Genomic DNA, 26,215 nt, shown 5'->3' with positions numbered 1-26,215 from the left:
CATCAAACGCCGGTGCGCGGCTGGCCGGCCTCAGCTCGCCGGCATCAGCTGACCGCGGATCTCGCCGGCCGGATGCTCCTTCGTATGAACGTTGAAGTACCACTTGCCGCCCATCAGGTCGGTCACCTGCGCGTCGGTCAGCTCCTTCGAACCCTTGATCGGGCTCGCGAGTCCGTCCTTCGGGATCGGCACCTGCACACCGGCATTCTGGCCGACCGACGCGGGCCCGTGGAAGTGCGCGGCGGTCACCGGCCCCGTGAGGTGTTCGTAAGTCGCCGTCCACTGCAGCATGCGGGTGGCCGTGTCGTAGGTCGCGTCGACGGCGCCGGAGCCCTTGGTCGCGGTAGGCGGCACTTCGCTCGACGGCTGCAGGTTGGCGGACAGGCGCACCGTTTCGGCAGCGACACTGCCGGCGGCCAGCACGCCCGCGAGCAACGCCACCTGGAGCAAACGCAGCTTCGGCATGAATCCTCCTTGTACGACGGGGTACGCCACCCGGACGGGGACGTTCCATGATGGTAGTCGATCACCGCCGATCCGGCAGCCTGCGCGTCGTTCGCCAGCCTGCCGGAACCTGGAAGAGACCTTTGCAGCGGGAGCCCTGAATCCGCGCGCGGCGTTTCGCTACACTTCGTCTCACAGTTGCTTGTTTCCTTCGTCCGAAGGAGTCTGCGAGTATTCACGCGGCCATCCGGCCGCGTTTTTTTTGCCCGTGCCGCACGGCAAGCGGGCATCGTCGGGCAAGTTCGGCTTCGCCGGCCATCAGGCATCGCGAATCAAGTTTCGCCGTGGCAATCGAACCCGACATCGCGCCGGCACCGCGCGCTCACGCGCGATAGCCGGGGTCGACGCGATCGACGATCCGCTGCAACGCGTCGAACGCGTCCTGTCCCGCGCCGTGCTTCGGGTCGAAATTCAGCGAATCGCGCACGCAGCCCTCCAGCACGGGCGGCGCGATCGGCAGTGCGTCGCCGATCGCATGGGTCGCGACCTGCACCTCACACGCGCGATTGAGCAGCCACATCAGCGAGAAGGCCTGCGCGAGCGTCGCGCCGATCGTCACGGGCCCGTGGTTGCGCAGCAGCAGCACGGGCCGCCCGCCGGCACTCTCGACGATGCGCCGCCCTTCGTCGAGATGCACGGTGATGCCCTCGAAATCGTGATACGCGATCTTCCCGTACAGCTGCGCCGAATAGAAGTTCGAGAACGACAGCCCGTCGCGCGAGCAGCACACGGCCATCGCGGGCGTCGTATGCACGTGCATCACGCAGTGCGCGTCGGGCAGCGCCGCGTGGATCGCGCTGTGGAACGTGAAACCCGCCGGGTTGGTCGGCCAGTCGGAATGGCCGATCACGTTGCCGTCGATGTCGATCTTCACGAGGTTCGACGCGCAGACCTCACGGTAATGGAGCCCGAACGGATTGATCAGGAAATGGCCGTCCTCGCCCGGCACGCGCAGCGAGATATGGTTGTAGATCAGCTCGGTCCAGCCGAGATGGTCGAAGATCCGGTAGGCAGCCGCGAGCTGCACGCGCGCCTGCCACTCGGCTTCGGAGAAACGGGCGGGACGCGTGAACGGCTGGTTCGGTACACGTTGCATGGGGCACTCCGGTTGCGGGCGTGCGCGGCCGTGCGGGGCGGCTGCGCGCATCGTCCATCGTCTCCTGGCGTCGCACGCGGCTCGTGCGGCGTGGCGCATGGCGCCGCCGCGGCCCGCATTGCGCGCGCCTTCAGCCGGCACCTGCACGATACGCATATCGTTGCGCACACAACCATATCACCTTTCGCCGCGCACCGGTATCGCGGGTTTGGCCCGAGCCGTTCCGGCCCTTACAACTGGTCGTCGACCGGCAGCAGCATGAAGATGCCGGTCATCAGGTTGCGCATCAGCCCGGCATGCGGGTCGACGTGATAGGTGGTCGGCACGCCGTTGTCCGTGCCGGCCCACTGGAGCTCGGGCGTGCCGCCGCCCGCCGGCGTCGCGAGGCTCACGCGATAGCTTTCGTCAGGCTGCGTGACGCGCGCGAAGATCGCTGCCGCCTGCTGCGCGATCGCCGGGCTGTGGATCACGAGCGCGAGCTCGGTGTTCAGGTGCGCGGAACGCGGATCGAGGTTCAACGAGCCGATCACGAGGATCTTCCGGTCGATCACGTACGCCTTCGCATGCAGGCTCGCCCGTGAGCGCGAGCCGAACAGTCGCGGAGCCGGCTGCTCCGGCTGCGCCTTGAACTCGTACAGCTCGACGCCGTGCTGCAGCAGCGGCACGCGGTATGGCGCGTAGCCGGCCTGCACGGCAACCGCGTCGGTCGCGGCAAGCGAATTGGTCAGGATCGCCACGCGCACGCCACGCGCGGTCGTGTCGCCGAGAATCTTCACGCCCGCGTCGTGCGGCACGAAGTACGGCGAGAACGCGAGGAATTCGTTCTGCGCGCCGCGCGTCAGCTCGACGAGGCGCTGCATCGGCGGGCTCACGTACGCGTCGGTCGGCCGCGCGACCTTGTCCGGCGCGTCGACCTTGAATTCGGCCGGCGCCCAGACGAGCCCGAGCTCGTCGCGCGCGATCTGCCGCGCGAGCGGCGTCGCGTTCAGCGGCTTCGCGTTGTACGGGTCGGCGTTCTTGCGCCAGTGGTCGCGCAGCTCATCACGCATCGCGTCGAGATCCTTCGGATCGAACGTCTGATGATTCAGCACCCGCAGCGGGTAGCTGCTCGCGCTCGCCCAGTAGTCGTCGAAGCTCTTCGAGATGTCGTTCGTCACGGGGCCGGCCGCGAGCACGTCAAGATCGCGGAACTGCAGCGTCGGGCTCGCGCTGAAGTATTCGTCGCCGAGATTGCGGCCGCCGACGATCGCGAGCTGGTTGTCCGCGATCATCGCCTTGTTGTGCATCCGGCGCGTAAAGCTGCCGATCCGCGTGAAGAAGTTGGCCGTGCGCTCGACCATCCTGTACTGCGAAGCGCCGAACGGGTTGAACACGCGGATCTCGATGTTCGGGTGCGTATTCAGCGCGGCCATCACGCGGTCGATGTCGCGGAAGTTCAGGTCGTCGACCAGCATCCGCACGCGCACGCCGCGATCGGCCGCGTACAGCGCCGCGGCGAGCAGCAGCTTGCCGGTCGTGTCCTCGGTCGCGATGTAGTACTGCATGTCGAGCGTCTGCGTCGCCGCGCGCGCGAGCGCGATGCGCATCTGCAGCGCGGTCGCGCCGTCGGGCAGCAGCCGGAAGCCCGACTGGCCGCGATGCGCGGCTTCAGGCGCGACCAGTGCATCGCGCAACGGCGTCGCGGTATCGGCCGGCAACGCGTGCGAGACGGGGCGATCGAGCGTGGTGGCGGGCGGATGCGTCGCGCAGGCGGCACCCAGCGACAGCAGCGCGCACACGGCAAGCGCGCGGGCCGGGCGGCCGGCGGCGCGCCACGACAGCGCGGCCGGCGCGCGCCGGATCAAGGTCGTGAGCACGAAAGCTTCCTCGACAGGCGGATCAATGGGCCGCAATCGCCGCGGCGCGCGGCTGACGGGCGGTTCCGGCCGATTCTAGTGGGCGCCCGCCGAACCGGTCAATCGCGCGGCCGGCGCATCCGGCGCCGCGCTGCCGCTGCGCGCGCCGCCCGCGAAGACCGCCAGGCCCTGCGGCTCGCGACCGGCCGCCGGGCGGCCCTGCGGCGGCCACGGTCCAACCAATCTCACGCTGCATCGCCGCTTCGCTCGAAGTGGCTTCGCACATAGTCGATATGGGTCTGCATCGCGGTGCGCGCCTCCTCGGGCCGATGCGCGCAGATCGCGTCGCAAACCACCCGGTGCTGCAGCAACAGCAGCTCAGACGCCTGCTCGTCGTGCGTCGTCATCCCCGCGACGTTGATCGAGATGTGCTCGCGCAGCATCCCGATCACGCTCGTGTGCAGGTGCAGGAACATCGTGTTGTGCGACGCGAGCGCGATCGCCTCGTGCAGCTTCGCGTCGGTCGACGCCTCGACGGCCGCATCGTCGTTCGCGTGCGCGGTTTCGAGTTCGCGCAGCAGCGCGCGGATCCGGCGCCGGTCGTTCGCGTCGGCGCGCAGCGCGGCGAAATATGCGGTCGCGCCTTCGAGCACGCGGCGGAATTCGAGAATGTCGTCGCGCAGCGCCGGGTGGTCGGCGACCAGCTGGCCCCATGGCGACGCGATGCCGGCGCGCAACTGGTCCGTCACGTACACGCCCGCGCCGCGCCGGCTCTGCAGCAGCCCGCGCGCGACGAGCCGCTGGGTCGCCTCGCGCACCGTATTGCGCGCGACGCCGTATTGCTGCGCGAGCACGCGCTCGGCCGGCAGCCGCGCGCCGGCCGGCCAGGTGCCGTCGAGCAGCGCCATCTCGATCTTGCGCATCACCACTTCGGTCCGGCCCCGTGCCGTCATCGCCGCCATCGCCGTCTCTCCATCCGGAATACCCGTCGCACCGATTGGCCCAACCAATTTGAGCTGCGGCGCCGTCGCGGGAATTATGCAGCGAAATCGTCGTCCCGCATGCGCATGCCGGGCCGTCGCCCCTGGAGCGAGACATGAACGAAAGGCACTACCCCACCGCCGCCCCCGCGCACGTCTATCTGTTCGCGACCTGCCTGGTCGACCTGTTCGTGCCCGAAGCCGGGCTCGACGCGGTCCGCCTGCTGGAACGCGAAGGCCTGACCGTCCACTATCCGCGCGGCCAGAGCTGCTGCGGGCAGCCGGCCTACAGCAGCGGCAATCCCGACGAAGCACGCCGCGTCGCGGCCGCGCAGCTCGACCTGTTCGCGCAGCCCTGGCCCGTGATCGTGCCGTCCGGCTCGTGCGCGGGCATGATCCGGCACCATTGGCCGGCGCTGTTCGCCGACGATCCCGTGCATGGCCCGAAGGCCCGCGCGATCGCGGAGCGCACCTATGAACTTGCCGAATTCCTCGTCCACGTGCTCGACGTGCGGCTCGACGCCGTCACCGCGAACGCCGGCCCGGACGAGCGCGTGGTGCTGCACACGTCGTGCGCGGCCCGCCGCGAGATGGGCACCCGCATGCACGGCGTCGCGCTCGTCGACGCGCTGCCGGGCGTCACGCGCATCGACCATGAACGCGAATCGGAATGCTGCGGCTTCGGCGGCACGTTTTCGCTGAAACATCCGGACATCTCGGGCGCGATGGTGCGCGACAAGGTCGCATCGGCCTGCGCGACGGGCTGCGACCGGCTCGTGTCCGCGGACTGCGGCTGCCTGCTGAACATCGGTCACGCTGCCGACAAGGCCGGCGCGACGCTACCCGTCGAGCATCTCGCGAGCTTCCTGTGGCGCCGCACGGCCGATGCCGCGTCGCTGCGCGGAGACGCGCAATGAGCGCGCGCGACGCAATCCTCGCGCGCCTGCGCACCGCCGCGCCCGGCGTCGCCGCGCACGCCGCGCACGCCGCGCCCGCACTCGATACGCGCATCGACGCGCATTACGCGGCGCGGCGTGAGCCGGTCGCCACCGATCCTCACGCGCTCGCGCAGACGATGCAGGCCGCGCTCGCCGCGTCGCACGCCGAAGTCTGGTGCGCCACCGCCGATGCATGGCCCGCACAGCTTGCCGCGCGCCTGGCCGACGCCGGCGTGCGCCGGGTGCTGCTCGACCCGGCCCGCCCCGAAGCCGCGGCGCTCGCGCGCGCGCTGCCCGGCGCGGTCGCGCCGGTGCCGTTCGACCGGCCGATCGACGCATGGAAAGCCGAGCTGTTCGACACGATCGATGCGGGCTTCACCGTCGCGCGCTCGGGCATCGCGGCGACCGGCACCGTCGTGCTCGCGCCCGATGCCGGCACGCCACGCACGGTGTCGCTGGTGCCGCCGCTGCACGTCGCGCTCGTTCATGCGAACACGCTGCATCCGGACCTTCACGCGGCCGTGCACGCGGAGCGCTGGCACGCCGGCATGCCGACCAACGTCGTGCTGGTGTCGGGCCCGTCGAAGACGTCGGATATCCAGCAGACCCTCGCGTACGGCGCCCACGGCCCGCGCAACCTCTGGGTCGTGATCGTCACCGAACCGACCGCAACCGCTTGCCAGGACCTGCCGCAATGAGCGACCAGCCACTGCAATTCGTCGCCCCCGGCGACTTCAAGGCCCGCGCGCGCGCCGCGCTCGACGATCCCGCGCTGCGCCGGAGCTTTCGCGGCGCGATGGACTTCCTGCAGGGCAAGCGCGCGACCCAGTTCCCCGACGATACCGAGCTGCAGCAGCTGCGCGATCTCGGCGAAGCCGTGCGGCGGCACGCGCTCGCGCAACTGCCCGCGCTGCTCGTGCGGCTGGAGGCAAAGCTCACCGCGGCCGGCGTGCACGTGCACTGGGCCGAGACGGCCGCCGACGCGAACGCGATCGTGCTCGGCATCGCGCAGGCGAACAAGGCGCGCCGCGTGATCAAGGGCAAGTCGATGGCGAGCGAGGAAATCGAGCTGAACCATTACCTCGCGGATCACGGCGTCGACTGCATCGAGTCCGACATGGGCGAGTTCATCGTGCAGCTCGCGGGCGAGAAGCCGTCGCACATCGTGATGCCGGCGATCCACAAGACGCGCGGCGACATCGCCGCACTCTTCGAGGAGCACATCCCCGGCACGCGCTACACGGAGGACGTCGACGAGCTGATCCAGACCGGCCGGCGCGCGCTGCGCCGCGCGTTCGCGCAAGCCGACATCGGCCTGTCCGGCGTGAACTTCGCAGCGGCCGACACGGGCACGCTGTGGCTCGTCGAGAACGAGGGCAACGGCCGGCTGTCGACCACCGTACCCGACACGCACGTCGCGATCATGGGCATCGAGAAGGTCGTCGAGAAGCTCGAGCACATCGTGCCGCTGTCGAGCCTCCTGACGCGTTCGGCCACCGGCCAGGCGATCACGACCTACTTCAACCTGATCTCGGGCCCGCGCCGCGACGGCGAGCGCGACGGCCCGCGCGAGCTGCATCTCGTGCTGCTCGACAACGGCCGCACGCAGGCCTATGCGGACGAGCAGCTGCGCGCGACGCTGCAATGCATCCGCTGCGGCGCGTGCATGAACCACTGCCCCGTCTATACGCGCATCGGCGGCCACGCATACGGCACGACCTATCCCGGCCCGATCGGCAAGATCATCTCGCCGCACCTGCTCGGCCTCGACGCGACGGCCGACCTGCCGACCGCGTCGACGCTGTGCGGCGCCTGCGGCGAGGTGTGCCCCGTGCGAATTCCGATCCCGCAACTGCTCGTGCGGCTGCGCACCGAGGCGAACCGCAAGCCCGACGAAGCCGTCGCGCATCCGCTGCGCGGCCAGGGCGCGAACTACAACCGCGCGGAAGACCTCGTGTGGCGCTTCTGGTCGGGCGCATTCGCGCATCCGCGCGCCTATCGCGCGTTCCGCTGGACCGCGACGCGGCTGCGCGCGCTGACGCCGGCGAATCAGATGGGCTGGACGCAGCACCGCACGCCGCTCGAACCGGCGCCGCGCAGCCTGTCCGACCTGCTGCGCGCACGCGGCCAGCCCGAATAGACCACCTCGCTTTAAAACCCGTACCGATAGAAATCCATGGAGGAGACACCCATGCAGGTTTGGCATCAGATCTACACGCCGCTCGGCAGCCTCGGGCTGTCGGCGCTCGTCGCCGCAATTCCGATCATCTTCTTTTTCATCGCGCTCGCCGCCCTGCGGATGAAGGGGCACGTCGCGGCCGCGATCACGCTGCTGCTGGCGCTCGGCGTCGCGATCCTCGCGTACGGGATGCCCGTGCCGCAGGCGCTCGCGGCGGCCGGCTTCGGCTTCGCATACGGCCTGTGGCCGATCGCGTGGATCATCGTCGCGGCCGTGTTCCTGTACAAGATCGTCGTGAAGACCGGCCAGTTCGACATCATCCGCGCATCGGTGCTGGCCATCACCGACGACCAGCGGCTGCAGATGCTGCTGATCGGCTTCTCGTTCGGCGCATTCCTCGAAGGCGCCGCCGGCTTCGGCGCGCCTGTCGCGATCACGGCCGCGCTACTCGTCGGCCTCGGCTTCAAGCCGCTGCACGCGGCCGGACTGTGTCTGATTGCAAACACCGCGCCGGTCGCGTTCGGTGCGATGGGCATCCCGATCATCGTCGCCGGGCAGGTGACGGGCATCGACGCGTTCCACATCGGCGCGATGGCCGGCCGCCAGTTGCCGCTGCTGTCGCTCGCGGTGCCGTTCTGGCTCGTGTTCATGATGGACGGGCTGCGCGGCGTGCGGCAGACCTGGCCGGCCGCGCTCGTCGCCGGCGGCAGCTTCGCGATCACGCAGTACTTCACGTCGAACCATATCGGGCCCGAGCTGCCGGACATCACGTCGTCGCTCGTGAGCCTCGTGTCGCTTGCCGCGTTCCTGAAGGTCTGGCAGCCGAGCAGCGCGAAGCAGGCGGCAGGCGGCCTCGTCGCGTCCGGCGGCGGTGCGGCGCTCGCGGGGTTCGGCGCGGGCGGCAACGGGTCGGCCACGAGCCGCCAGGCGTCGCCGTACACGCTCGCGCAGACCGTGCGCGCGTGGTCGCCGTTCCTGATCCTGACGGCCGTCGTCACGGTGTGGAGCATCGCGCCGTTCAAGGCGCTGTTCGCCGCGCACGGCGCGCTCGCGTCGACCGTCCTGAAGTTCCATGTGGCCGGGCTCGACCAGCTCGTCGTGAAGACCGCGCCGATCGCCGCGACGCCGAAGGCACTCGAAGCAGTGCTCAAGATCGACCTCGTGTCGGCGGTGGGCAGCGCGATCCTCGTGACCGCGCTGATCTCGATGGCGCTGCTGCGGATGAAGCCGCGCGACGCGCTCGTCACGTTCGGCGAAACGCTGAAGGAACTCACGCGCCCGATCCTGTCGATCGGCCTCGTGCTCGCATTCGCGTTCGTCGCGAACTACTCGGGGATGTCGTCGACGCTCGCGCTGATGCTGGCCGCGACCGGCGCCGCGTTCCCGTTCTTCTCGCCGTTCCTCGGCTGGCTCGGCGTGTTCCTGACCGGCTCGGACACGTCGTCGAACGCGCTGTTCTGCTCGCTGCAGCAAGCGACCGCGCACCAGCTCGGCGTGCCCGAGACACTCGCGGTCGCCGCAAACACCACCGGCGGCGTGACCGCGAAGATGATCTCGCCGCAGTCGATCGCCGTGGCATGCGCGGCGACCGGCCTCGTCGGCAAGGAGTCTGAATTGTTCCGCTTCACGGTACGCCACAGCCTGCTGTTCGCGGTGGTCGTCGGCCTGATCACGCTCGTGCAGGCCTACGTGCTGCCGGGGATGGTGCCGTAAGCGGCGCGGCCGTTTTTCCTGCTCCCGAAAAACAAAAACCCCGCGCTCGAAAGAGCGCGGGGTTTTCTTCGTCCCGGGCGCCGGACGAATCCGGCGCCTCGAGCCTCGATCAGCTGCCCTTCGCGATGCGATCCTGGATGTGCTGCGCACGGCTCGCCGAGGACGGGTGCGAGCTCATCATCGAGCTCTTGCCGCCGTCGAGCTGCGCGAGCTTCTGGAACGCGGTGACGAGGCCCTTCTGGCTCATGCTCTTCTGCTTCATCAGGTCGAACGAGTAGTCGTCGGCCGCGCTTTCCTGCGTCTGCGAGAACTGCGCGTTGATGAACTTCTCGGTGATGTCGCCGAGTTGCGAGCTCGTCAGGGCCGCGACGCCCGGCGATGCCGCGCCGGCCGCGCTGCGCGCCGCGCTGACCGCGTAGGCGGTCTGCATCGCCTTCTTCGAGTGACCCAGCGCGACGTGGCCCATTTCATGACCGATCACGCCGCGCAGTTCGTCGTCGTTCATCATGTCCATCAGGCCGCTGTATACGCGCACGCAGCCGTTGCCCATCGCCCACGCGTTGACGTCCTTGGTCATGTAGACCTTGTAGTTGATCTTCTGGCCGTTCAGCGTCATGTCGCCAAAGCCCTTCATCACCTTCGTCAGGCGCTTCGCGTACGCGCTGTTCGGCGCGGCGATCTTCGATTCGGCGTCGCTCGCCTTGCACGAGTCGTTCGACAGTGCCGCGATGTCGCTGTCCGACAGCGTCGCCGCCTTGACCAGGTTGGTCCCCGCCGACGTCAGGCTGTTTGCGTCGAGACTCTGCACGCCGCCGCATGCGCTCAACAGGAACGCCATGCCACACGCTGCCGCCGCTTTCTTGATATGCATCCCGGATCCCTCGGTAGTTAGTATTGGGAGCGGCGATTTTGCATAATCCGGCAGAAAATTACCAGATGTTTACATCGAATGACAGCTTGATTACCGCGTCATTCGAAATGAACGATGCGATTGTTCAGCAAACTGACGACAAACAGGCCGTCAATCGCCGCGGCCGGGCGACCGGCCGAACGCGGAACGCGACCGGCGCGTCAACCGCCGCGCGACCAGCATCGGCAGGCGCACCACGAAGCCGGCGAACAGCCGCAGGTGCATCCACGCGAGCAGCGCGTTGTCGCGGCCATAGTGGAAATGCGACACGCCGCCCTCGTGCGCGCCGAAGTAGCGCACCGGCGCTTCGATCCGGATCGGCCGCACGCCGGCCCAGCACAGCCGCACGGCCGCTTCCGGATCGAAGTCGAAGCCGCGCATCCACGGCTGCCGATGCATGATCGCCGCGAGCGGCGCGACCGGATACACGCGAAAGCCGTACAGTGAATCGCCGATCCCGGCCCACAGCGTCTCGAGGTCGGCCCATCCGTTCGACAGCCGCCGGCCCTGCACGCGCAGCTGCGGCGCGCTCGCGTCGAACTTCGGCAGGCCCAGCACCATCGCGTCCGGGCTCGCCTGCGAGGCGGCCATGAATTCGGGAATCAGGTCGGCCGGATGCTGGCCGTCGGAATCCATCGTCAGCACGTGCGTGAAGCCGCTCGCGGCCGCCGCGTCGAGGCCGGCCAGCACCGCGGCGCCCTTGCCGCGGTTCTCCGGCAGCACGATCACGCGCAGCCCCGGATCGCGCTCGGCCATCGCCTGCAGCCGCTCGGCGCTGCCGTCGGTGCTGCCGTCGACGACGACCCACACCGGATTCCACTGCGCGCGGGCGTTGCGCACGGTCGTGTCGACCTTGACGCCCGGGTTGTAGCTCGGAATCAGCACGAGATGGGTGGACGAGGCGTGCGGCTTGGACATGGGAACGGCCGATTGCGAAGACGATGATCCTGACAAAAGTTTATGACCTGCGGGCGACCGCCGACAGGCTTCGTCGACACCGCCCGCATGCGGCGTCGGTTCGCGCAGCGACAGGCCCGCGCGCTTCACGACAACTGCTCCAGCGGATGGCCGGCACTCGCCTCGATCTCGACCAGCAGATCGTCGCGGCACACGTCCGCGTGGACGAACAGCGTCCGCACGCCGGGGCCGGCCGCGGCGCGCAACTCGCGTTCGATCGCGGCGAGCGCCGCGGCATCGCCGGCGTCGCGCACGTAGACGCGATAGCTCAGGTCGGCGAGCGTGAACGGGCCGTGCCCCTGCCGTGCGGCCTGCTCGAGCACGGCCGCCAGGTTCGCGATCGTCTCGCGCGATTGCGCGACGACGTCGCCGCAATGCACGGTGCGGTGCCCGACGATGCTGGCGGTACCCGACACGAACAGCAGCGGTGCCGCATCGCCGTCGGCCCATGCGGCCGCGCGCGCGAACGTCGGCGCCCGCGGGCCGTACTCCGCCGGGTAGTGATACGCGCTGACCTGGCGCGGGTTCTCGACCGGATCGGCCGGCGTGCGGCTCGCGATGAAATGGATCGCGAGCGGCGCGGCCGGCGGTGTGTCGCCCGCGACCGGCACGACCGAACCGAGCGCGCAGGCGGCCGGCACGCCGCCCGTCAGCACGCGGCGGCACGCATCGAACGCGCGCTGCCGGCCGATATTGAACTGACGATAGCGCTCGATCCCGAACTGCTGCGCATTGATCGCCGGCACCGTGTTCCAGATCCGCAGCGGATGCGGGAGACCGAGCGTGTCGAGCACGTCGAACAGCGCGCGGTAGGCAGCGTGTGTCGCGCGTTCGAGCGGCGTGCCGCCGTCGCGATCCACGTCGGTCGTTTCGTGCGCTTCCTGCGCTTCCTGCACGACGATGCTGCCGAACACGAGCCCTGCCGTTTCGCTGTAGCGGTACTGCAGCGCGCCGCGTCGCGCGCTGCGCAGGTCGTGCGCGCCGCACTGCCAGATTTCGCAGACCGCGCCGGCGCGTGCGTGGCCGCCGGCGTCGAGCAGCGCCATCGGCACCGGTGCGATCGGCAGGCCGGGCGCGGCGACGGCGAGCATGCGTGCCATCGCATCGACCGGCGATCCGGCCGCGCCGATGCACACCGCGCCCAGCGCGCCGGGGAACACCTGGTCGAATGCGTCGCCCCGCTGCTGCGCAGCGTGCAGCAGCGCGGCCAGCCGCGCATGATCGACCTGGACGAGTCGCAGCGCACGGTTGCCGCCGTGCGCTGCGGGCGAGATGCCCGCTCGCGATGCGGCGGGCCCGGCTGCCATGTGGCCGCGCGCGACCGCGGTCGTGGCGGACGACGGGGAACACGCTCGCCGTTCGGTGTCGACTGGATGCACTGACACTTCGATTTCCTCACTATGCGGCGCAGGCTCGCGGCACCGCGGCCGCGCGCCGTTGCCTCGCGTCAAGCCGACGCGGCGCGTGTCGTCATGCGAGCCCGCCGTTGACGGACAGCACCTGTCCCGTCACATAGGCGGCCGCATCGGATACCAGATACGCGACCATCGCCGCGACTTCGTCGGGCCGGCCCGCGCGTTGCGCCGGCACGAGCTGCTTGATCCGTTCGGCGGGAAACGCGTGGTCGGCCATCGGCGATTCGATGATGCCGGGCGCGACCGCGTTCACCGTGATGCCGCGCGACGCGAGCTCCAGCGACAGCGACTTCGTCGCGCCGATCAGCCCCGCCTTCGCGGCTGCGTAATTGACCTGCCCGCGGTTGCCTGTCACGCCGGCGACCGACGCGATGTTGACGATCCGGCCGCGCCGCGTGCGGATCATCGGCAGCAACAGCGGCTGCGTGACGTTGAAAAAACCGTTGAGCGTCACGTCGATCACGCTGTGCCATTGCCGGCGCGACATGCCGGCCATCGGCGCGTCGTCGTGAATGCCCGCGTTGTTGACGAGGATCTGCACCGGCGCGTCGTCGACGAACGGCGCGAGCGCGGCGAGCGTCGCGTCGGCGTCGGTCACGTCGAACGCGATCGCGTGTGCGGTGCCGCCGGCCGCCACGATCTGCCGCGCGACCGTCTCCGCCTGCGCGAGATTCCGGTTCGCGTGCACCCAGACTTCGTGACCGGCCTGCGCGAGCATCGTGCAGATCGCCTGCCCGAGTGCGCCGCTGCCGCCCGTTACGAGCGCCCGCATCGAATTGCTCCGTTCATCGCGTTTCACCTCGATCGACGCGGCGGCGTATCGTCCAGCGACCGCCGCCGCGTGCCGTCATCATCTGCGTGCCACCGTCACTTCGTGCGATGCGCGGCGACGTACGCGGCAAGCGCGCCGAGCGTCGCGAAGATCTTCTGGTTGTCCGGATTGTCCGAGCGCAGCTCGAAGCCGTATTTCTTCGAGATCAGCAGCGCGATTTCCAGGATGTCGATGGAGTCGAGCCCGAAGCCCTCGCCATACAGCGGGGTCCCGGCCGTCACCGTTTCGAGCGGGACGTCCTCGAGATTCAGTTCGCCGATGATCAGCGTGGCGAGCTCTTGTTCCAGTGCGTTCATCATGCTTGCGGGCAGGCGGCCCATGGCAGCGGGAGGCGTCCGGAAACGGCAACCGTCGTGCACGCCCGGCGCGTGCGAAGCACGCGCGAATCTCCGTCCCTCCGGCGTCTGCCGGCTTCCCCGCCTGCGTTATTGGGGATCATTTGTAAAAGTTACGCGGATTCTAGACGATGGGTATCGGTGCGTATACCGCGAATGGTTACAGACTGAAGGGCCCCGGCCACGGCCGGTTTCGGGACCCGATCGCAGCAGACGCTTGAGCCGCTTCGGATGGAAATGGATCGCCGCCGCGAAAGCTTCGGTGCGCAGCCATACATTCGGTTACAAAACCTGGCTGCGCCCGTCTCGAACCGCCGCGCCGGGGCCCTAAAATGGGCGTGCACGACAGCCGGCCCGGACTAGCGTCCCGGCCGCCATTCATATGATGTTTGACGGCCCGATGCATGCGTCCGGCCCCGATCCGCCCGATGTTTCCAGCAGCCATGCCGCGCCCGTCCGTTTGTCTCGCCCCGGTTTGCCCGCCCGTCCGCCACCACCGTGCCGCGGCGGCCTGTGGCAACGTGCGTGCGCGCCGCGCGCCCGGAGCGCCGCGATGAGCACGCCGCTCGACATCGCGCGCGGCGTCGGCGCGCTCGCCGCGGTGGCGGCGTACCAGATCGGCGCGCATTACGCGGCCGCGACGCCCGGCGCGCATGGCTTCGGCCTCGCGATGGCGCTCGTGCCGCCGCTGCTGCTCGCGCTCGGCGCGGCATTGCGCTCGCCGCGGCGCGCCTGGCTCGTGCCGGCGTGGCTGCTGGCCGCCGCCGCGCTGTGGACCGCGCGCATCCCGCTCGCGCGTCATTTCGAATGGGGCCTGTATCTGGAGCACGCGAGCTTCAACCTCGCGATGGCGCTGCTGTTCGGCCGCACGCTGGCGGCCGGCCAGGTGCCGCTGTGCACGCGTTTCGCGACGATGATCCACGGTGCGATCACGCCGGCCGTCGCGCGCTACACGCGGCGCATCACGCTCGCGTGGACGCTGTTCTTCGTCGCGATCGCCGCCGTGTCGACGCTGATGTTCGCGACCGCGCCGATCGCGGCGTGGTCGACGTTCGCGAACTACCTGTCGCTGCCGCTCGTCGCCGTGATGTTCGCCGCCGAGCACGCGTGCCGGCGCTTCGCGCTGCCGCACGACGCGCGGCCGCGGATGGTCGACGCGGTGCGCGCGTATCGCGCGTCGACGCAGCCGTCACGATGAATTCATGGCCGGCGCCGCGCCGCATCGCGGCCGCGCCGGCAACCGCTTCCCGCTTTTGCCGATTTATGCCGACTCACCCGCTGGTATTCCATTCCTCGCCGGACCAGACGATCGCCTGGCGCGACGCCACGCCCGTCACCGTGCGCGCGTTCGTCGCCGACGTCGCGCGCGTGGCCGCCGCGCTGCCTGCCGGCGGCCACGTGTTCAACGTGTGCCGCGACCGCTACCGCTTCGCGGTCAGCCTGTGCGCGGCGCTCGTCTCCGGCAAGATCAGCCTGCTGCCGTCGACGCACACGCCGGAGATGGTGCGCCAGCTGGCGTCGTTCGCACCGGACGCGTTCTGCCTGCACGACGCGCCGGACTGCACGATCGACCTGCCGCGCTTCGCGTATCCGGACGCCGCACCCGGCGAACTCGCCGACGACGCGCCGTGCGTGGTGCCGCAGATCGACGCCGCGCGGATCATGGCGTACGTGTTCACGTCCGGCTCGACCGGCGCGCCGGTGCCGCACCGCAAGACCTGGGGCTTCCTGGTCGGCTGCGTGCGCGCGGCGGCCGACCGCCTCGGCCTGCTCGACGGCCGCGCGGCCACGCTGATCGGCACCGTACCCGCGCAGCACATGTACGGCTTCGAATCGACGGTGCTGCTCGCGCTGATCGGCGGCCTCGCGTTCAGCAACCGCCAGCCGTTCTATCCGGTCGACATTCGCGACGAACTCGACGCGATCCCGCAGCCGCGCGTGCTCGTCACGTCGCCGATCCACCTGCGCGCGCTGTTGTCGGCCGGCCACGCGCTGCCGCCGGCCGCGCTCGTGCTGTCGGCCACCGCGCCGCTGTCGGAAAAACTCGCGTGCGAAGCCGAGGCCGCGCTCGACGCGCCGCTCGTCGAGATCTACGGCAGCACCGAGACCGGCCAGATCGCGACGCGCCGCACGTCGCAGGGCGCGACGTGGCAGCTGTTCCCGGGTATCCGGCTCGACGCGCGTGACGCGAGTGATGCGCATGACGCGTCGGAGCGCGACGCCGCAGGCGACGACAGCGGCCCGACCGTGTGGGTGTCGGGCGGACACGTCGAGACGCCCGTGCCGATGGGCGACGCGCTCGAGCTGCTCGGCGACGGCCGGTTCCTGCTGCACGGCCGCAAGGCGGACCTCGTCAACATCGCCGGCAAGCGCACGTCGCTCGCCTATCTGAATCATCAATTGAACGCGATCGCCGGCGTCGCCGACGGCGTGTTCTTCATGCCGGACGAAGCCGCGCCGGCCGACGCCGATGCGACCCGCGAACCGGTCACGCGCCTCGTGGCGCTCGTGGTCGCACCGACGCTCGCCGCAGCCGATCTGCAGCGCGCGCTGCGCGAGCGGATCGATCCCGCGTTCATGCCGCGTCCGCTCATGTTCGTCGACGCACTGCCGCGCAACGAAACGGGCAAGCTGCCGCGCGACGTGCTCGCCGCGCTCGTCGCACGGCACACGCGCGCCGCCGCGACCGACGTGCGCGATCGCGGCGAAACGGATGCGCCGCTCGCGTTCACGATTCCCGCCGATCACCCGGCGCTGCCCGGCCATTTCCCTGGTCATCCGATCGTGCCGGGCGTCGTGCTGCTCGATCACGCGATCACCGCGCTCGGCGCGTCGCTGAACCGCCCGCTCGATACGTGGCGGCTGGCGTCCGCGAAATTCCTGAGCCCGGTCGCGCCCGGCGAACCGCTCGATCTCGCGTTCGATGCGGCGGCCGGCGGTGCGATCCGCTTCACGCTGCGCGCCGGCGCGCGCGACGTCGCGACCGGCGTGCTGGCCGCGCCGCCGGCCGCACCGGACGGCCCGCAGCCATGAAGCGCACCGGGTGGGCCGAGCGCCAGGAACGCAGCAACGCGGGGTTGCTGCGCGCGATGGCCTGGATCTCGCTGCGTTTCGGCCGGCGGCCGTCGCGCGTCGTGCTGCACGCCGTCGCGACCTATTTCGTGCTGTTCTCGCCGGTCGCCTGCGCGGCGTCGCGCGACTACCTGCGCCGCGTGCTCGGCCGTCCCGCGCGCTGGCGCGACGTGTACCGGCACGTGTTCACGTTCGCGGCGACGATCCATGACCGCATCTACCTGATGAACGGCCGCTTCGACCTGTTCGACATCCGGCTGCACGGCGAAACGCGGGTCGACGACGCGCTCGCCGGCGGACGCGGCGCATTCCTGATGGGCGCGCACCTCGGCAGCTTCGAAGTCGTCCGGGCGATCGGCCGCACGCGTCCGGACCTGCGCGTCGTCGTCACGATGTTCGAAGAGAATGCACGCAAGATCAACGCGACGCTCGCCGCCGTGAATCCGGCCGCGAAGCCGGAAGTCATTCCGCTCGGGCAGGTCGACTCGATGCTGAAGGTGCGCGAGCGCCTCGACGCGAACTGCATGGTCGGGATGCTGGCCGACCGCACGCTGCTCGACGACGCGGCCGCGTCGCTGCGGCGGCTGCCGCTGCTCGGCACGCCGGCCGCGTTCCCGCTCGGGCCGCTGTACATGGCCGCGATGCTGCGGCGTCCGGTGCTGTTCATGACGGGCCTTTATCGCGACGGCAACCGCTACGATGTGCACTTCGAGACGATCGCCGATTTCTCCGATGTGCGCCGCGATACGCGCGCGGCGGCCGTCGATGCGGCACTTGCGCGCTACGTCGCGCTGCTCGACGCGTATTGCCGTGCGGCGCCGTACAACTGGTTCAACTATTTCGATTTCTGGCAGACCGGCGAGGCCGCCGCACGCCGCGACGATGCGCGCGCCTGCACCGACCTGCCCGCCACGAGGAATTCCGACGCATGACCGCCGTTCGCCGCTTCCTGCCGCTGCTGCTGTTCCCGTTGCGGTGCGCGCGCGTGCCGCGCCGCGCCGCGCGCGCGTTCGCCGTCGCGGCCGCCATCGCGCTCGCGCTGCCCGCGCATGCGGCCGACACCGGTTCGGCGTGGACCCTCGACCGGCTGATGTCGACGCTCGCGCAGCACAAGTCCGGGCGCGCGACCTTCACCGAGACGAAGACGCTGTCGATCGCCACGCAACCGGTCGAGTCGTCGGGCGAGCTCGTGTTCGTCGCACCCGACCATCTCGAGAAGCACACGCTGACCCCGAAGCCCGAACATCTCGTCGTCGACGGCGACATGCTCACCGTCGAGCGCACCAATCGCAAGTACACGCTCGCGCTCGCACGCTATCCGGAGCTCGGCGCGTTCATCGACAGCATTCGCGCGACGCTCGCCGGCAACCGCTACGCGCTCGAGCAGGTCTACAAGGTCGCGCTCGCCGGTCGCGGCGACGACTGGACGCTGACGCTCACGCCGCTCGATTCGCGGATGCTGAAGGTCGTCAGCACGATCACGCTCGAAGGCACGCGCGACGTGTTGCGCAGCGTCGCGATCCGGCAGGCCGACGGCGACCATTCGATGATGCGCCTGCAACCCGTCCCGGCGAACTGATGGACGAACGCACCCGGCCGCCCGCCCCCGTCACGCAGCGCCTGCCCGCGTTGCGGCAACGCGCCGTGCTCGTGTGGCTGGTCGCGCTCGTCGCATGCGGGATCGCGATCGCCCGCGCGAATTTCACGGCCGACCTGTCCGCGTTCCTGCCGAGTGCGCCGAGCGCCGGCCAGCGCGTGCTCGTCGATCAGCTGCGCGACGGCATCGTGTCGCGGCTGATCCTCGTCGCGATCGACGGCGGCGATGCGGCCACGCGCGCCGCGCTGTCGCAGCGCGTCGCCGGCACGCTGCGCGCCGACCGGCAATTCGCGGCGGTCAACAACGGCGAGGCCGTCAACGACACGCGCGACCGGCAGTTCGTGTTCGACCATCGCTACCTGCTGAGCCCGGCCGTCACGCCGCAGCGCTTCAGCGCGGACGGCCTGCACCAGGCGCTCGGCGACAGCCTCGACCTGCTGAGCTCGTCGGCGGGCCTCGTCGCGAAGGCGATGCTGCCGCACGACCCGACCGGCGAAGTGACCGCCCTCATCGACCAGCTCGACAGCGGCGCGCAGCCCGCCGTCCGCGACGGCGTGTGGGCGTCGCGCGACGGCACGCGCGCGGTGCTCGTCGTGCAGACAGCCGCTGCCGGCTCCGACACCGACGCGCAGGCCCGCGCGATCGACGCGGTGCGCCGCGCATTCTCCGCCGCAGCGCAGACGCTGCCGAACCCGGGCGCATACACGCTCGCGATGACCGGCCCCGGCGTGTTCTCGGTCGACACGCGCGACACGATCCGGCATGACGTCGAGCGGCTGTCGACGGCGAGCGTCGTGCTGATCGTCGCGCTGCTGCTGACGCTGTACCGCTCGCCGCGCACGCTCGCGCTGGGGCTGCTGCCGGTGCTGACGGGCATCGCGGCCGGCATCGCGGCGGTCAGTGTCGCGTTCGGCACGGTCCACGGGCTGACGCTCGGCTTCGGCACGACGCTGATCGGCGAAGCCGTCGACTATTCGATCTACCTGTTCGTGCAATCGGCGCAGGCCGGCCCGCGCGGCGCCGCACGGCCAGCCGACGCGACACGCGCGTGGGTCGCCGCATACTGGCCGACGATCCGGCTCGGCGTGCTGACGTCCGTATGCGGTTTCGCGTCGATGCTGTTCTCCGGCTTTCCGGGCCTCGTGCAGCTCGGGCTGTACTCGATCGTCGGGCTGACGGCCGCCGCGCTCGTTACGCGCTTCGTGCTGCCGCACCTGCGCGGCGAGCACGTCGCGATTCGCGACGTGTCGCGCGTCGGCGCGGGGCTCGCGCGGGCGGCCCGCGCGGCGCCGCGGCTGCGCTGGCCGCTCGCCGTGCTCGTGCTCGTCGCGTGCGCGACGCTCGTGCTGCATCGCGACGGTCTGTGGAGCCGCGAGCTCGCGGCGCTGAGCCCGGTTCCCGCCCGGGCGCAGGCACTCGACGCACGCCTGCGCGCCGATATCGGCGCACCGGACGTGCGCTACCTCGTCGTGATTTCGGCACCGACCGAACAGGCCGCGCTCGAACGCGCGGAACGGGTCGCCGCGCAATTGCAGCCGCTCGTCGATCGCGGCACGCTCGCGGGCTTCGAAAGTCCCGCGCGCTACCTGCCGAGCGACGCCGCGCAGCACGCGCGCCAGGCGAGCCTGCCGGACGCGGACGTGCTTGCCGCGCGCATGCGCGCGGCCGTCGCGAACCAGCCGGTCTCGGTCAGGCCCGCGTTGTTCGCGCCGTTCATCGCCGATGTCGAGGCCGCACGCCACGCGCCGCTGCTCACGCGCGCGGACCTGCACGGCACGTCGATGGCGCTCGCCGTCGACGCGCTGCTGACCGAGCGCGCGGGCCGCTGGAGCGCGATGCTGCCGCTGCGCGCGCCGGACGTCGCACGCACCGCGTCGGCGGCTGCGCCGGCGCTCGATGCCGCGCCGATCCGCGCGGCCGTCGCGCGCGCCGGCGTACCCGACGCGCTGTTCGTCGACATGAAGGCCGAGGCCGATCGCCTGTACGTGAACTACGTGCACGAGGACATCCGGCTGTCGCTCGCGGGTTTCGCCGCGATCGCCGTGCTACTGCTGATCGCGCTACGCTCGCCGCGCCGCGTCGTGCGCGCGCTCGCGCCGCTGGTCGCGGCCGTGCTCGTGGTGACGGCCGGCTTCGCGCTCGCCGGCGTGCAGCTGACGATCCTGCACCTCGTCGGGATGCTGCTGATCGTGGCGGTCGGCTCGAACTACGCGCTGTTCTTCTGCAAGCGCGACGACGCGCAACCGGTCACGCCGCACACGCTCGTGTCGCTGCTGATCGCGAACCTCGCGACGGTCGCCGGCTTCGGCCTGCTCGCGCTTTCGCGGGTGCCGCTGCTCGAAACCTTCGGTCTGACCGTCGGCCCCGGCGCGATGCTCGCGCTTGCGTTCGCGGCGATTCTCGCGCCGCGTGCCGCGGCCGCCAGCAGCCGTCCTCGTGATCCGGCAGGAGCCCGCTCATGAACGCACCGTCGTCCGTTCCGCCGCGCCAGCCCGGCGATACGCGCCGCTGGAAACCGACGCCGCTGATCGCGGGCACGGCCGCGCTGCACGCAGGTGCGCTCGCGGCCGTCGTCGCGCAACCGGCCGCCTGGCCGTGGGCCGCCGGCGGCGTGGTCGCGTCGCATCTCGCGCTGACCGCCGCGGGCCTGTGGCCGCGCAGCGCGCTGCTCGGGCCGAACTGGACTCGCCTGCCGGCCGATGCCGGCCGCCGGATCGCGCTGACGATCGACGACGGCCCGGACCCCGACGTCACGCCGCGCGTGCTCGACCTGCTCGATCGTTACGATACGCGCGCCACGTTCTTCTGCATCGGCGATCTCGCGCGCCGCCATCCGCAGTGGATCGAGGCGATCGTCGCGCGCGGCCACACGGTCGAGAACCACAGCCAGCGGCACCGGCATACGTTCTCGCTGTCGGGCCCCGCCGCACTGCGGCGCGAAGTCGCGGCGGCGCAGCAGACGCTGACCGAGATCGCCGGCACGCGCCCGCGCTTCTTCCGCGCGCCGGCCGGCCTGCGCAATCCGTTTCTCGAGCCGGTGCTCTGCGAGCTCGGCCTGCAACTCGCCAGCTGGACGCGGCGCGGCTTCGACACGCGCGCGCACGATGCGGGCATCGTTACGCGCCGCCTGCTGAACGGCCTGGCGCCCCGCGACATCCTGCTCGTGCATGACGGTCACGCGGCGCGCGATGCGCGCGGCGAACCGGTCGTACTCGACGTGCTGCCGGCGCTGCTGCGCGCGGCTGCCGATGCACAGTTGCAGTGGACCACGCTGCGCGCCGCGCTCGCGCCGGAGCCGCCCGCACCGCCCGGCCGGCCGGGCATGCCGGCACCCCCGTTTGATAAAATCTGACCATGCCCGGCGCGCCCGCCAGCCCCGCTGCGGCGCCCGTTCCGGCCACCGGATGCGACCCTCGTGAAACCTCTCCTGCTCTCGCACTTCACCGCCACCAGCTGCATCGGCCGCGGCCTCGACGCGACCCTCGCCGCGCTGCGCCACGCGCGCGGCGGACTCACGCCGTGCGACTTCGAGCGCGCCGAACTCGACACCTGGATCGGCTCGGTGGACAGCGTCGACGCACAGCCCGTGCGCGCGGATCTCGCCGACTTCGACTGCCGCAACAACCGCCTCGCGCAGCTCGGCCTCGTCCAGGACGGTTTCGCCGCGCGCGTCGCGGCAGCCGTGTCGCGCCACGGCGCTGCGCGCGTCGGCGTGTTCGTCGGCACGAGCACGTCCGGCATCCTCGAGACCGAACGCGCGTATGAGCAGCGCGATCCGGCGAGCGGCGCGCTGCCCGCCGGGTTCCGCTACGCGCATACGCACAACCCGTATTCGCCGGCCGCGTTCGTGCGCGCGTATTTCGCGCTGCGCGGGCCAGCGATGGCGATCTCGTCCGCGTGTTCGTCCGGCGCGAAGGTATTCGGCTCCGCGCGCCGGATGATCGAGGCGGGGCTGATCGATGCAGCCGTCGTCGGCGGCGTCGATTCGCTGTGCCTGACGACGCTGTACGGCTTCAATTCGCTCGAGCTGCTGTCGCGCCGGCCGTGCCGGCCGTTCGACGTCTCGCGCGACGGCATCTCGATCGGCGAAGCCGCGGCGTTCGCGCTGCTCGAACGCGTGCCGGATGCGCCCGCCGCGCTCGACGACGACGCGATCCTGCTGCTCGGCCTCGGTGAATCGAGCGATGCGCATCACATGTCGTCGCCGCATCCGGAAGGGCTCGGCGCGCGCATCGCGATCGAACAGGCGCTCGCGTCGGCCGGCCTCGATGCAAGCGACATCGACTACGTGAACCTGCACGGCACCGCGACGCCCAGCAACGACGCCGCCGAAAGCCGCGCCGTGGGCACGCTGCTCGCGCGCACGCCGTGCAGCTCGACGAAGGGAGCGACCGGCCACACGCTCGGCGCCGCCGGCGCGCTCGAAGCGGTCGTCGCCGCGCTCGCGCTGCGCGAGCAGTTCGTGCCGGCCGGCGTCAATACGACGCAACCCGACCCGACGCTGGCCGCCGACTACGTGCTCGCGAGCCGCGACGCCCGCGTGCGGGCGGTCCTGTCCAATTCGTTCGGCTTCGGCGGCACGAATTGCAGCCTGATCCTCGGCCGCGCCGAGCACGCCCGCCGCCGGGAGCCGACATGACACTCACCGCCTTCATCGAAAGCGTCGGCCTCGTCGGGCCGGGACTGAACGACTGGCCGCACGCGGCCGAGGTGCTCGCGGGCCGCGCGGCCTATGCCAGCGCGCGCACCGTGCTGCCGCCGCCGGCCGGCCTGCCGCCGGCCGAGCGCCGCCGCACGGGGCCCGTCGTGCGCGTCGCGCTCGCGGTCGGGCTCGAAGCGGCCGCCGCGAGCGGGCGCGATGCCGCCACGCTCGCGACCGTGTTCAGCGCGTCCGGCGGCGACGGCCAGAACTGCCACGCGATCTGCGAGACCCTCGCCGGTGACGATCGCCACCTGTCGCCCACGCGCTTTCACAACTCCGTGCACAACGCGCCGGCCGGCTACTGGAGCATCGCGGCCCGCGCGATGGCGACGTCGAACGTGCTGTGCGCGTACGACGGCAGCTTTGCCGCGGGCCTGCTCGAGAGCCTGTGCCAGGTCGCGGTCGATCGCGTGCCGAGCCTGCTGATCGCCTACGACACCGACTATCCGGAGCCGCTGCGCGCGGTGCGGCCGATCGTCGACGCATTCGGCGTCGCGCTCGTGCTCGCGCCCGACGCAAGCGAACGCGCGCTCGCGCGCATCGACGTGCAGCTCACCGACGCGCCGGCGACGACGCTCGCGAACCGCGAACTCGACGCGCTGCGCACCGGCAATCCGGCCGCGCGTGCGCTGCCGCTGCTCGACGCGCTCGCCGCGCGGCGTGCGACGCGCGTCGTGCTCGACTATCTGGAAGATGCGCGCGTGCAGGTCGATATCGCGCTGCCGGATGCCGCCGCGGAGCACGCGCAATGACTGCGCCCGTCTCGACTCCGACACCGACGCCGCCGCTGATGACGACGCTCGATCGCGCATGGATCGCCGCGCACATTCCGCACGACGGCGCGATGTGCGTGCTCGACCGCGTCGAAGCATGGGATGCCGCGCGCATCCGCTGCAGCGCGACGAGCCACCGCGATCCGCACAACCCGCTGCGTTCGCGCGGCCGGCTTGCGGTGGTCTGCGGAATCGAATACGCGGCGCAGGCGATGGCCGTGCACGGCGCGCTGCTCGGTGCGCAACCGGCGCGGACGGAACACGCGCGGCCGCGCGCCGGCTATCTCGCGAGCGTGCGCAACGTCGACGCGTTCGTCGATCGGCTCGACACGTTCGCGCTGCCGCTGATCGTCGACGCCGAGCGCATCGGCGGCGACGACCGCTCCGTGCTGTACGGATTCGCGCTGCGCTGCGGCGAGCGCGTGCTGCTCAGCGGCCGCGCCGCGGTGATGCTCGATGCATCGGCGGCCGGCCCACTCGTTCCGCCGCCTGCCGGCCGCGCGGACCCTCGATGAATTTGCCCAAGGAAACCAGGCCGTGAAAGCACGTCAGTTCATTTGCACCGCGTTCGTTCTCGCGCTGATCAGCCCGATCGCGCACGCGGACATGTCGGAAGTGAAGCAGGACATCAAGCGCGATTCGAAGGAAGCCGCGCACAAGACCGGCGAGGCCGCGCGCAGCTTCGGCCATGCGACCGCGAGCGCCGCGAAGACGGTCGGCCACGGCATCGCGCATGCGTCGCGCGAGGGCTGGGATGCCACCAAGCGCACGACGAAGCGGATCTTCCACAAGAACGATTCGGGCGCAGGCGCCGAGAAAAGCCACGATTGAGTGTAGGCGGCCCGCGCACCGCAGACGGGATGCGCGGGATGCGGCACGACCGTTGAGCGCGCCGATGCCGCACCGCCACCGTCATCGCGCGCTGCCGCGCGTGCGGCGCGCCGGCCTGCGTGCGAGGCACTTGCCGTACGCGACGAGCCAGCAATCGCGATGATCGAAGTTGCGCAGCAGCCGCGCGCGGCGCCGCTCGAGCCAGTGAAGCGCGATCGCCATCGTCAGCGCGACGGCCAGTGCCGAGCCGCCGATCGCGAGTCCCATCCAGGTTTCACCCATGCCTCCTCCGGAATGCGAGGCCGGTACGGCGCGCCTGCCGCGACACGGTGGCCGGACCGCGGGCGCACACTGCCCGCCGCACGCGCGGCGAGCGTGCGTCCGTGATCCGTCACCGCGCGCGTGCGCGCCGCCCCGGCGCTGGATACAGCGGGAGCACGGCCCGGACGCGCGCGCGAACGCCGCCCGGGCCGCCGCGCGTCAGTGCATGTGCTGGCCGCCGTTGATCGCGATGTTGGAGCCCGTCACGAAGCCGGCCTCCTCCGAGCACAGATACGCGACCAGCGCCGCGACTTCCTCGGGTTGACCGAGCCGTCCCGCCGGAATCTGCGGAAGGATCTTCGTATCGAGGATGTCCTGCGGGATCGCCGTCACCATCTTCGTCGCGAGATAGCCCGGCGACACCGTGTTCACCGTCACGCCCTTGCGCGCGATCTCGAGCGCGAGCGATTTCGTGAAGCCGTGCATGCCGGCCTTCGCCGCCGCGTAGTTGGTCTGGCCGACCGAACCCTTCGAGCCGTTGACCGACGCGATGTTGACGATGCGCCCCCAGCCGCGCTCGACCATGCCGTCGCAAACCGGCTTCGTCATGTTGAACACGGAATCGAGGTTGGTGCGGATCACCGCATCCCAGTTGACCTTGTCGAGCTTGCGCAGCGTCATGTCGCGCGTGATGCCGGCATTGTTCACCAGGATGTCGACCGGGCCGACGTCCCGGACGATCTTCTCGATGCACTGCTGGCACGAATCGTGATCGGCCACGTCCACCGGATACGCGTGGAATTCGCGGCCGGCCGCATGCATCTCGGTCAGCCAGCGATCGGCGCCCGCATTGTTCGGCGAATACGTGACCACGACCCGGTGGCCCGCATCGTGCAACCGGATGCTGATTGCTTCGCCGAGGCCGCCCATCCCACCTGTCACAACTGCAATTCGCTTAGTCATCCTATAAGTTACCGACAAATAAAGTAGTCAATGGTGCGGGGCGGCGGCATCGCACATGCTGCCGCCCCACCGCTGCGGTGCGCTGGCGTCCGCAAGGCGGACACGGCGCGCACCGGAACATCACGCTTGTTGTTGGTAGCTTGTTTTGCGCGAAGTTTGCTTCGCGCGTGTGCGGCGCAGGCCGGCGCCGCACACGCGCAATCTCGTCAGACCCTGCTCAACCGCGCTCGACCGCGAGCGCCACGCCCATCCCGCCGCCGATGCACAGCGACGCCAGCCCGCGCTTCGCGTCGCGCTTGACCATCTCGTGCAGCAGCGTCAC

Annotated in this window: 26 protein-coding genes; 14 read left to right on the top strand and 12 right to left on the bottom strand. The window is 70.6% G+C overall.

Annotation, left to right across the window (positions count from 1 at the left end):
- Window positions 1–30: 30 nt before the first annotated feature.
- The 4 genes from DIE21_RS17850 to DIE21_RS17835 form a co-directional block, all read right to left on the bottom strand.
- A complete protein-coding gene (locus DIE21_RS17850; RefSeq protein WP_124498951.1) occupies window positions 31–465 on the bottom strand; it encodes a CHRD domain-containing protein in 435 nt (144 codons plus the stop codon).
- A gap of 361 nt (window positions 466–826) precedes the next feature.
- Entirely contained in the window at window positions 827–1,600 is a 774-nt protein-coding gene (locus tag DIE21_RS17845) for a class II aldolase/adducin family protein (RefSeq protein WP_124498950.1), read from the bottom strand.
- A 230-nt stretch (window positions 1,601–1,830) separates the two neighbouring features.
- Window positions 1,831–3,456 carry a phospholipase D family protein gene (locus tag DIE21_RS17840; protein ID WP_124498949.1) on the bottom strand — a complete coding sequence of 542 codons (1,626 nt, stop codon included), beginning with the start codon at window positions 3,454–3,456 and terminating at the stop codon, window positions 1,831–1,833.
- 224 nt (window positions 3,457–3,680) lie between these two features.
- Window positions 3,681–4,397 (bottom strand): FadR/GntR family transcriptional regulator, encoded by a 717-nt coding sequence (locus DIE21_RS17835; protein WP_124498948.1) that lies wholly within the window; start codon window positions 4,395–4,397, stop codon window positions 3,681–3,683.
- 134 nt (window positions 4,398–4,531) lie between these two features.
- Between DIE21_RS17835 and DIE21_RS17830 the strand changes: the two genes are divergently transcribed.
- The 4 genes from DIE21_RS17830 to DIE21_RS17815 are packed head-to-tail and all read left to right on the top strand — an operon-like array spanning window position 4,532 to window position 9,245.
- Window positions 4,532–5,332, top strand: a complete 801-nt coding sequence (locus tag DIE21_RS17830) for a (Fe-S)-binding protein (RefSeq protein WP_124498947.1) — start codon at window positions 4,532–4,534, stop codon at window positions 5,330–5,332.
- Entirely contained in the window at window positions 5,329–6,051 is a 723-nt protein-coding gene (locus tag DIE21_RS17825) for a lactate utilization protein C (RefSeq protein ID WP_124498946.1), read from the top strand. The genes DIE21_RS17830 and DIE21_RS17825 overlap by 4 nt, the downstream gene beginning before the upstream one ends.
- Window positions 6,048–7,493 (top strand): LutB/LldF family L-lactate oxidation iron-sulfur protein, encoded by a 1,446-nt coding sequence (locus DIE21_RS17820; protein ID WP_124498945.1) that lies wholly within the window; start codon window positions 6,048–6,050, stop codon window positions 7,491–7,493. The genes DIE21_RS17825 and DIE21_RS17820 overlap by 4 nt, the downstream gene beginning before the upstream one ends.
- Before the next feature lie 51 nt (window positions 7,494–7,544).
- Complete coding sequence (locus tag DIE21_RS17815; RefSeq protein ID WP_124498944.1) at window positions 7,545–9,245, top strand: lactate permease LctP family transporter; 1,701 nt, start codon at window positions 7,545–7,547, stop codon at window positions 9,243–9,245.
- A gap of 109 nt (window positions 9,246–9,354) precedes the next feature.
- Here the strand turns inward: DIE21_RS17815 and DIE21_RS17810 are convergent, their stop codons facing one another.
- The 5 genes from DIE21_RS17810 to DIE21_RS17790 all read right to left on the bottom strand — a co-directional run bounded on the left by DIE21_RS17810 (window position 9,355) and on the right by DIE21_RS17790 (window position 13,679).
- The gene (locus tag DIE21_RS17810) at window positions 9,355–10,116 is read right to left on the bottom strand and encodes a M48 family metalloprotease (protein ID WP_124498943.1); all 762 of its coding nucleotides are present in this window, start codon (window positions 10,114–10,116) and stop codon (window positions 9,355–9,357) included.
- 150 nt (window positions 10,117–10,266) lie between these two features.
- Window positions 10,267–11,073, bottom strand: coding sequence for a glycosyltransferase family 2 protein (locus DIE21_RS17805; RefSeq protein WP_124498942.1), 807 nt, complete (start codon window positions 11,071–11,073; stop codon window positions 10,267–10,269).
- A gap of 125 nt (window positions 11,074–11,198) precedes the next feature.
- Window positions 11,199–12,497 carry an endoribonuclease L-PSP gene (locus DIE21_RS17800; RefSeq protein ID WP_124498941.1) on the bottom strand — a complete coding sequence of 433 codons (1,299 nt, stop codon included), beginning with the start codon at window positions 12,495–12,497 and terminating at the stop codon, window positions 11,199–11,201.
- 85 nt (window positions 12,498–12,582) lie between these two features.
- Window positions 12,583–13,299, bottom strand: a complete 717-nt coding sequence (gene fabG, locus DIE21_RS17795) for a 3-oxoacyl-ACP reductase FabG (protein ID WP_124498940.1) — start codon at window positions 13,297–13,299, stop codon at window positions 12,583–12,585.
- Window positions 13,300–13,394: 95 nt separating this feature from the next.
- The gene (locus tag DIE21_RS17790; RefSeq protein WP_014896047.1) at window positions 13,395–13,679 is read right to left on the bottom strand and encodes a phosphopantetheine-binding protein; all 285 of its coding nucleotides are present in this window, start codon (window positions 13,677–13,679) and stop codon (window positions 13,395–13,397) included.
- Between the two features lie 568 nt (window positions 13,680–14,247).
- On the opposite strand from DIE21_RS17790, the gene DIE21_RS17785 reads away from it, so the two are divergent.
- From DIE21_RS17785 to DIE21_RS17740, 10 genes are all read left to right on the top strand, one after another.
- A complete protein-coding gene (locus tag DIE21_RS17785; protein ID WP_124498939.1) occupies window positions 14,248–14,892 on the top strand; it encodes a hypothetical protein in 645 nt (214 codons plus the stop codon).
- Between the two features lie 65 nt (window positions 14,893–14,957).
- Window positions 14,958–16,727, top strand: a complete 1,770-nt coding sequence (locus tag DIE21_RS17780) for an AMP-binding protein (RefSeq protein ID WP_124498938.1) — start codon at window positions 14,958–14,960, stop codon at window positions 16,725–16,727.
- Window positions 16,724–17,698 carry an acyl-CoA synthetase gene (locus DIE21_RS17775; protein WP_124498937.1) on the top strand — a complete coding sequence of 325 codons (975 nt, stop codon included), beginning with the start codon at window positions 16,724–16,726 and terminating at the stop codon, window positions 17,696–17,698. Before DIE21_RS17780 ends, DIE21_RS17775 begins: the two co-directional genes overlap by 4 nt.
- Entirely contained in the window at window positions 17,695–18,345 is a 651-nt protein-coding gene (locus DIE21_RS17770) for an outer membrane lipoprotein carrier protein LolA (RefSeq protein ID WP_124498936.1), read from the top strand. Before DIE21_RS17775 ends, DIE21_RS17770 begins: the two co-directional genes overlap by 4 nt.
- Window positions 18,345–20,825, top strand: a complete 2,481-nt coding sequence (locus DIE21_RS17765) for an MMPL family transporter (protein ID WP_124498935.1) — start codon at window positions 18,345–18,347, stop codon at window positions 20,823–20,825. The genes DIE21_RS17770 and DIE21_RS17765 overlap by 1 nt, the downstream gene beginning before the upstream one ends.
- Window positions 20,822–21,715, top strand: a complete 894-nt coding sequence (locus DIE21_RS17760; RefSeq protein ID WP_124498934.1) for a polysaccharide deacetylase family protein — start codon at window positions 20,822–20,824, stop codon at window positions 21,713–21,715. The genes DIE21_RS17765 and DIE21_RS17760 overlap by 4 nt, the downstream gene beginning before the upstream one ends.
- Before the next feature lie 63 nt (window positions 21,716–21,778).
- Window positions 21,779–23,002: a beta-ketoacyl-[acyl-carrier-protein] synthase family protein gene (locus tag DIE21_RS17755; protein ID WP_124498933.1), complete on the top strand. Its 1,224-nt coding sequence runs from the start codon at window positions 21,779–21,781 to the stop codon at window positions 23,000–23,002.
- On the top strand, window positions 22,999–23,817 hold the full coding sequence (locus DIE21_RS17750; RefSeq protein WP_124498932.1) for a beta-ketoacyl synthase chain length factor: 819 nt from the start codon (window positions 22,999–23,001) through the stop codon (window positions 23,815–23,817). Before DIE21_RS17755 ends, DIE21_RS17750 begins: the two co-directional genes overlap by 4 nt.
- Window positions 23,814–24,353, top strand: a complete 540-nt coding sequence (locus DIE21_RS17745) for a hotdog family protein (protein ID WP_124498931.1) — start codon at window positions 23,814–23,816, stop codon at window positions 24,351–24,353. Before DIE21_RS17750 ends, DIE21_RS17745 begins: the two co-directional genes overlap by 4 nt.
- A gap of 22 nt (window positions 24,354–24,375) precedes the next feature.
- Window positions 24,376–24,669, top strand: coding sequence for a hypothetical protein (locus tag DIE21_RS17740; RefSeq protein WP_124498930.1), 294 nt, complete (start codon window positions 24,376–24,378; stop codon window positions 24,667–24,669).
- Window positions 24,670–24,750: 81 nt separating this feature from the next.
- On the opposite strand, the gene DIE21_RS17735 is transcribed toward DIE21_RS17740, so the two are convergent.
- The 3 genes from DIE21_RS17735 to DIE21_RS17725 all read right to left on the bottom strand — a co-directional run.
- Window positions 24,751–24,951: a hypothetical protein gene (locus tag DIE21_RS17735; RefSeq protein WP_124498929.1), complete on the bottom strand. Its 201-nt coding sequence runs from the start codon at window positions 24,949–24,951 to the stop codon at window positions 24,751–24,753.
- Between the two features lie 198 nt (window positions 24,952–25,149).
- Window positions 25,150–25,893: an acetoacetyl-CoA reductase gene (gene phbB, locus DIE21_RS17730; RefSeq protein ID WP_124498928.1), complete on the bottom strand. Its 744-nt coding sequence runs from the start codon at window positions 25,891–25,893 to the stop codon at window positions 25,150–25,152.
- A gap of 217 nt (window positions 25,894–26,110) precedes the next feature.
- The coding region (locus DIE21_RS17725) for a hypothetical protein (protein ID WP_133117963.1) at window positions 26,111–26,215 on the bottom strand (105 nt) is incomplete at its 5' end.

It is taken from the genome of Burkholderia sp. Bp9140 (assembly GCF_003853425.1).
GTDB lineage: Bacteria > Pseudomonadota > Gammaproteobacteria > Burkholderiales > Burkholderiaceae > Burkholderia.
The sequence above is the reverse complement of the archived record's forward strand: the minus strand, read 5'-3'. Positions and strand labels throughout refer to the sequence as shown.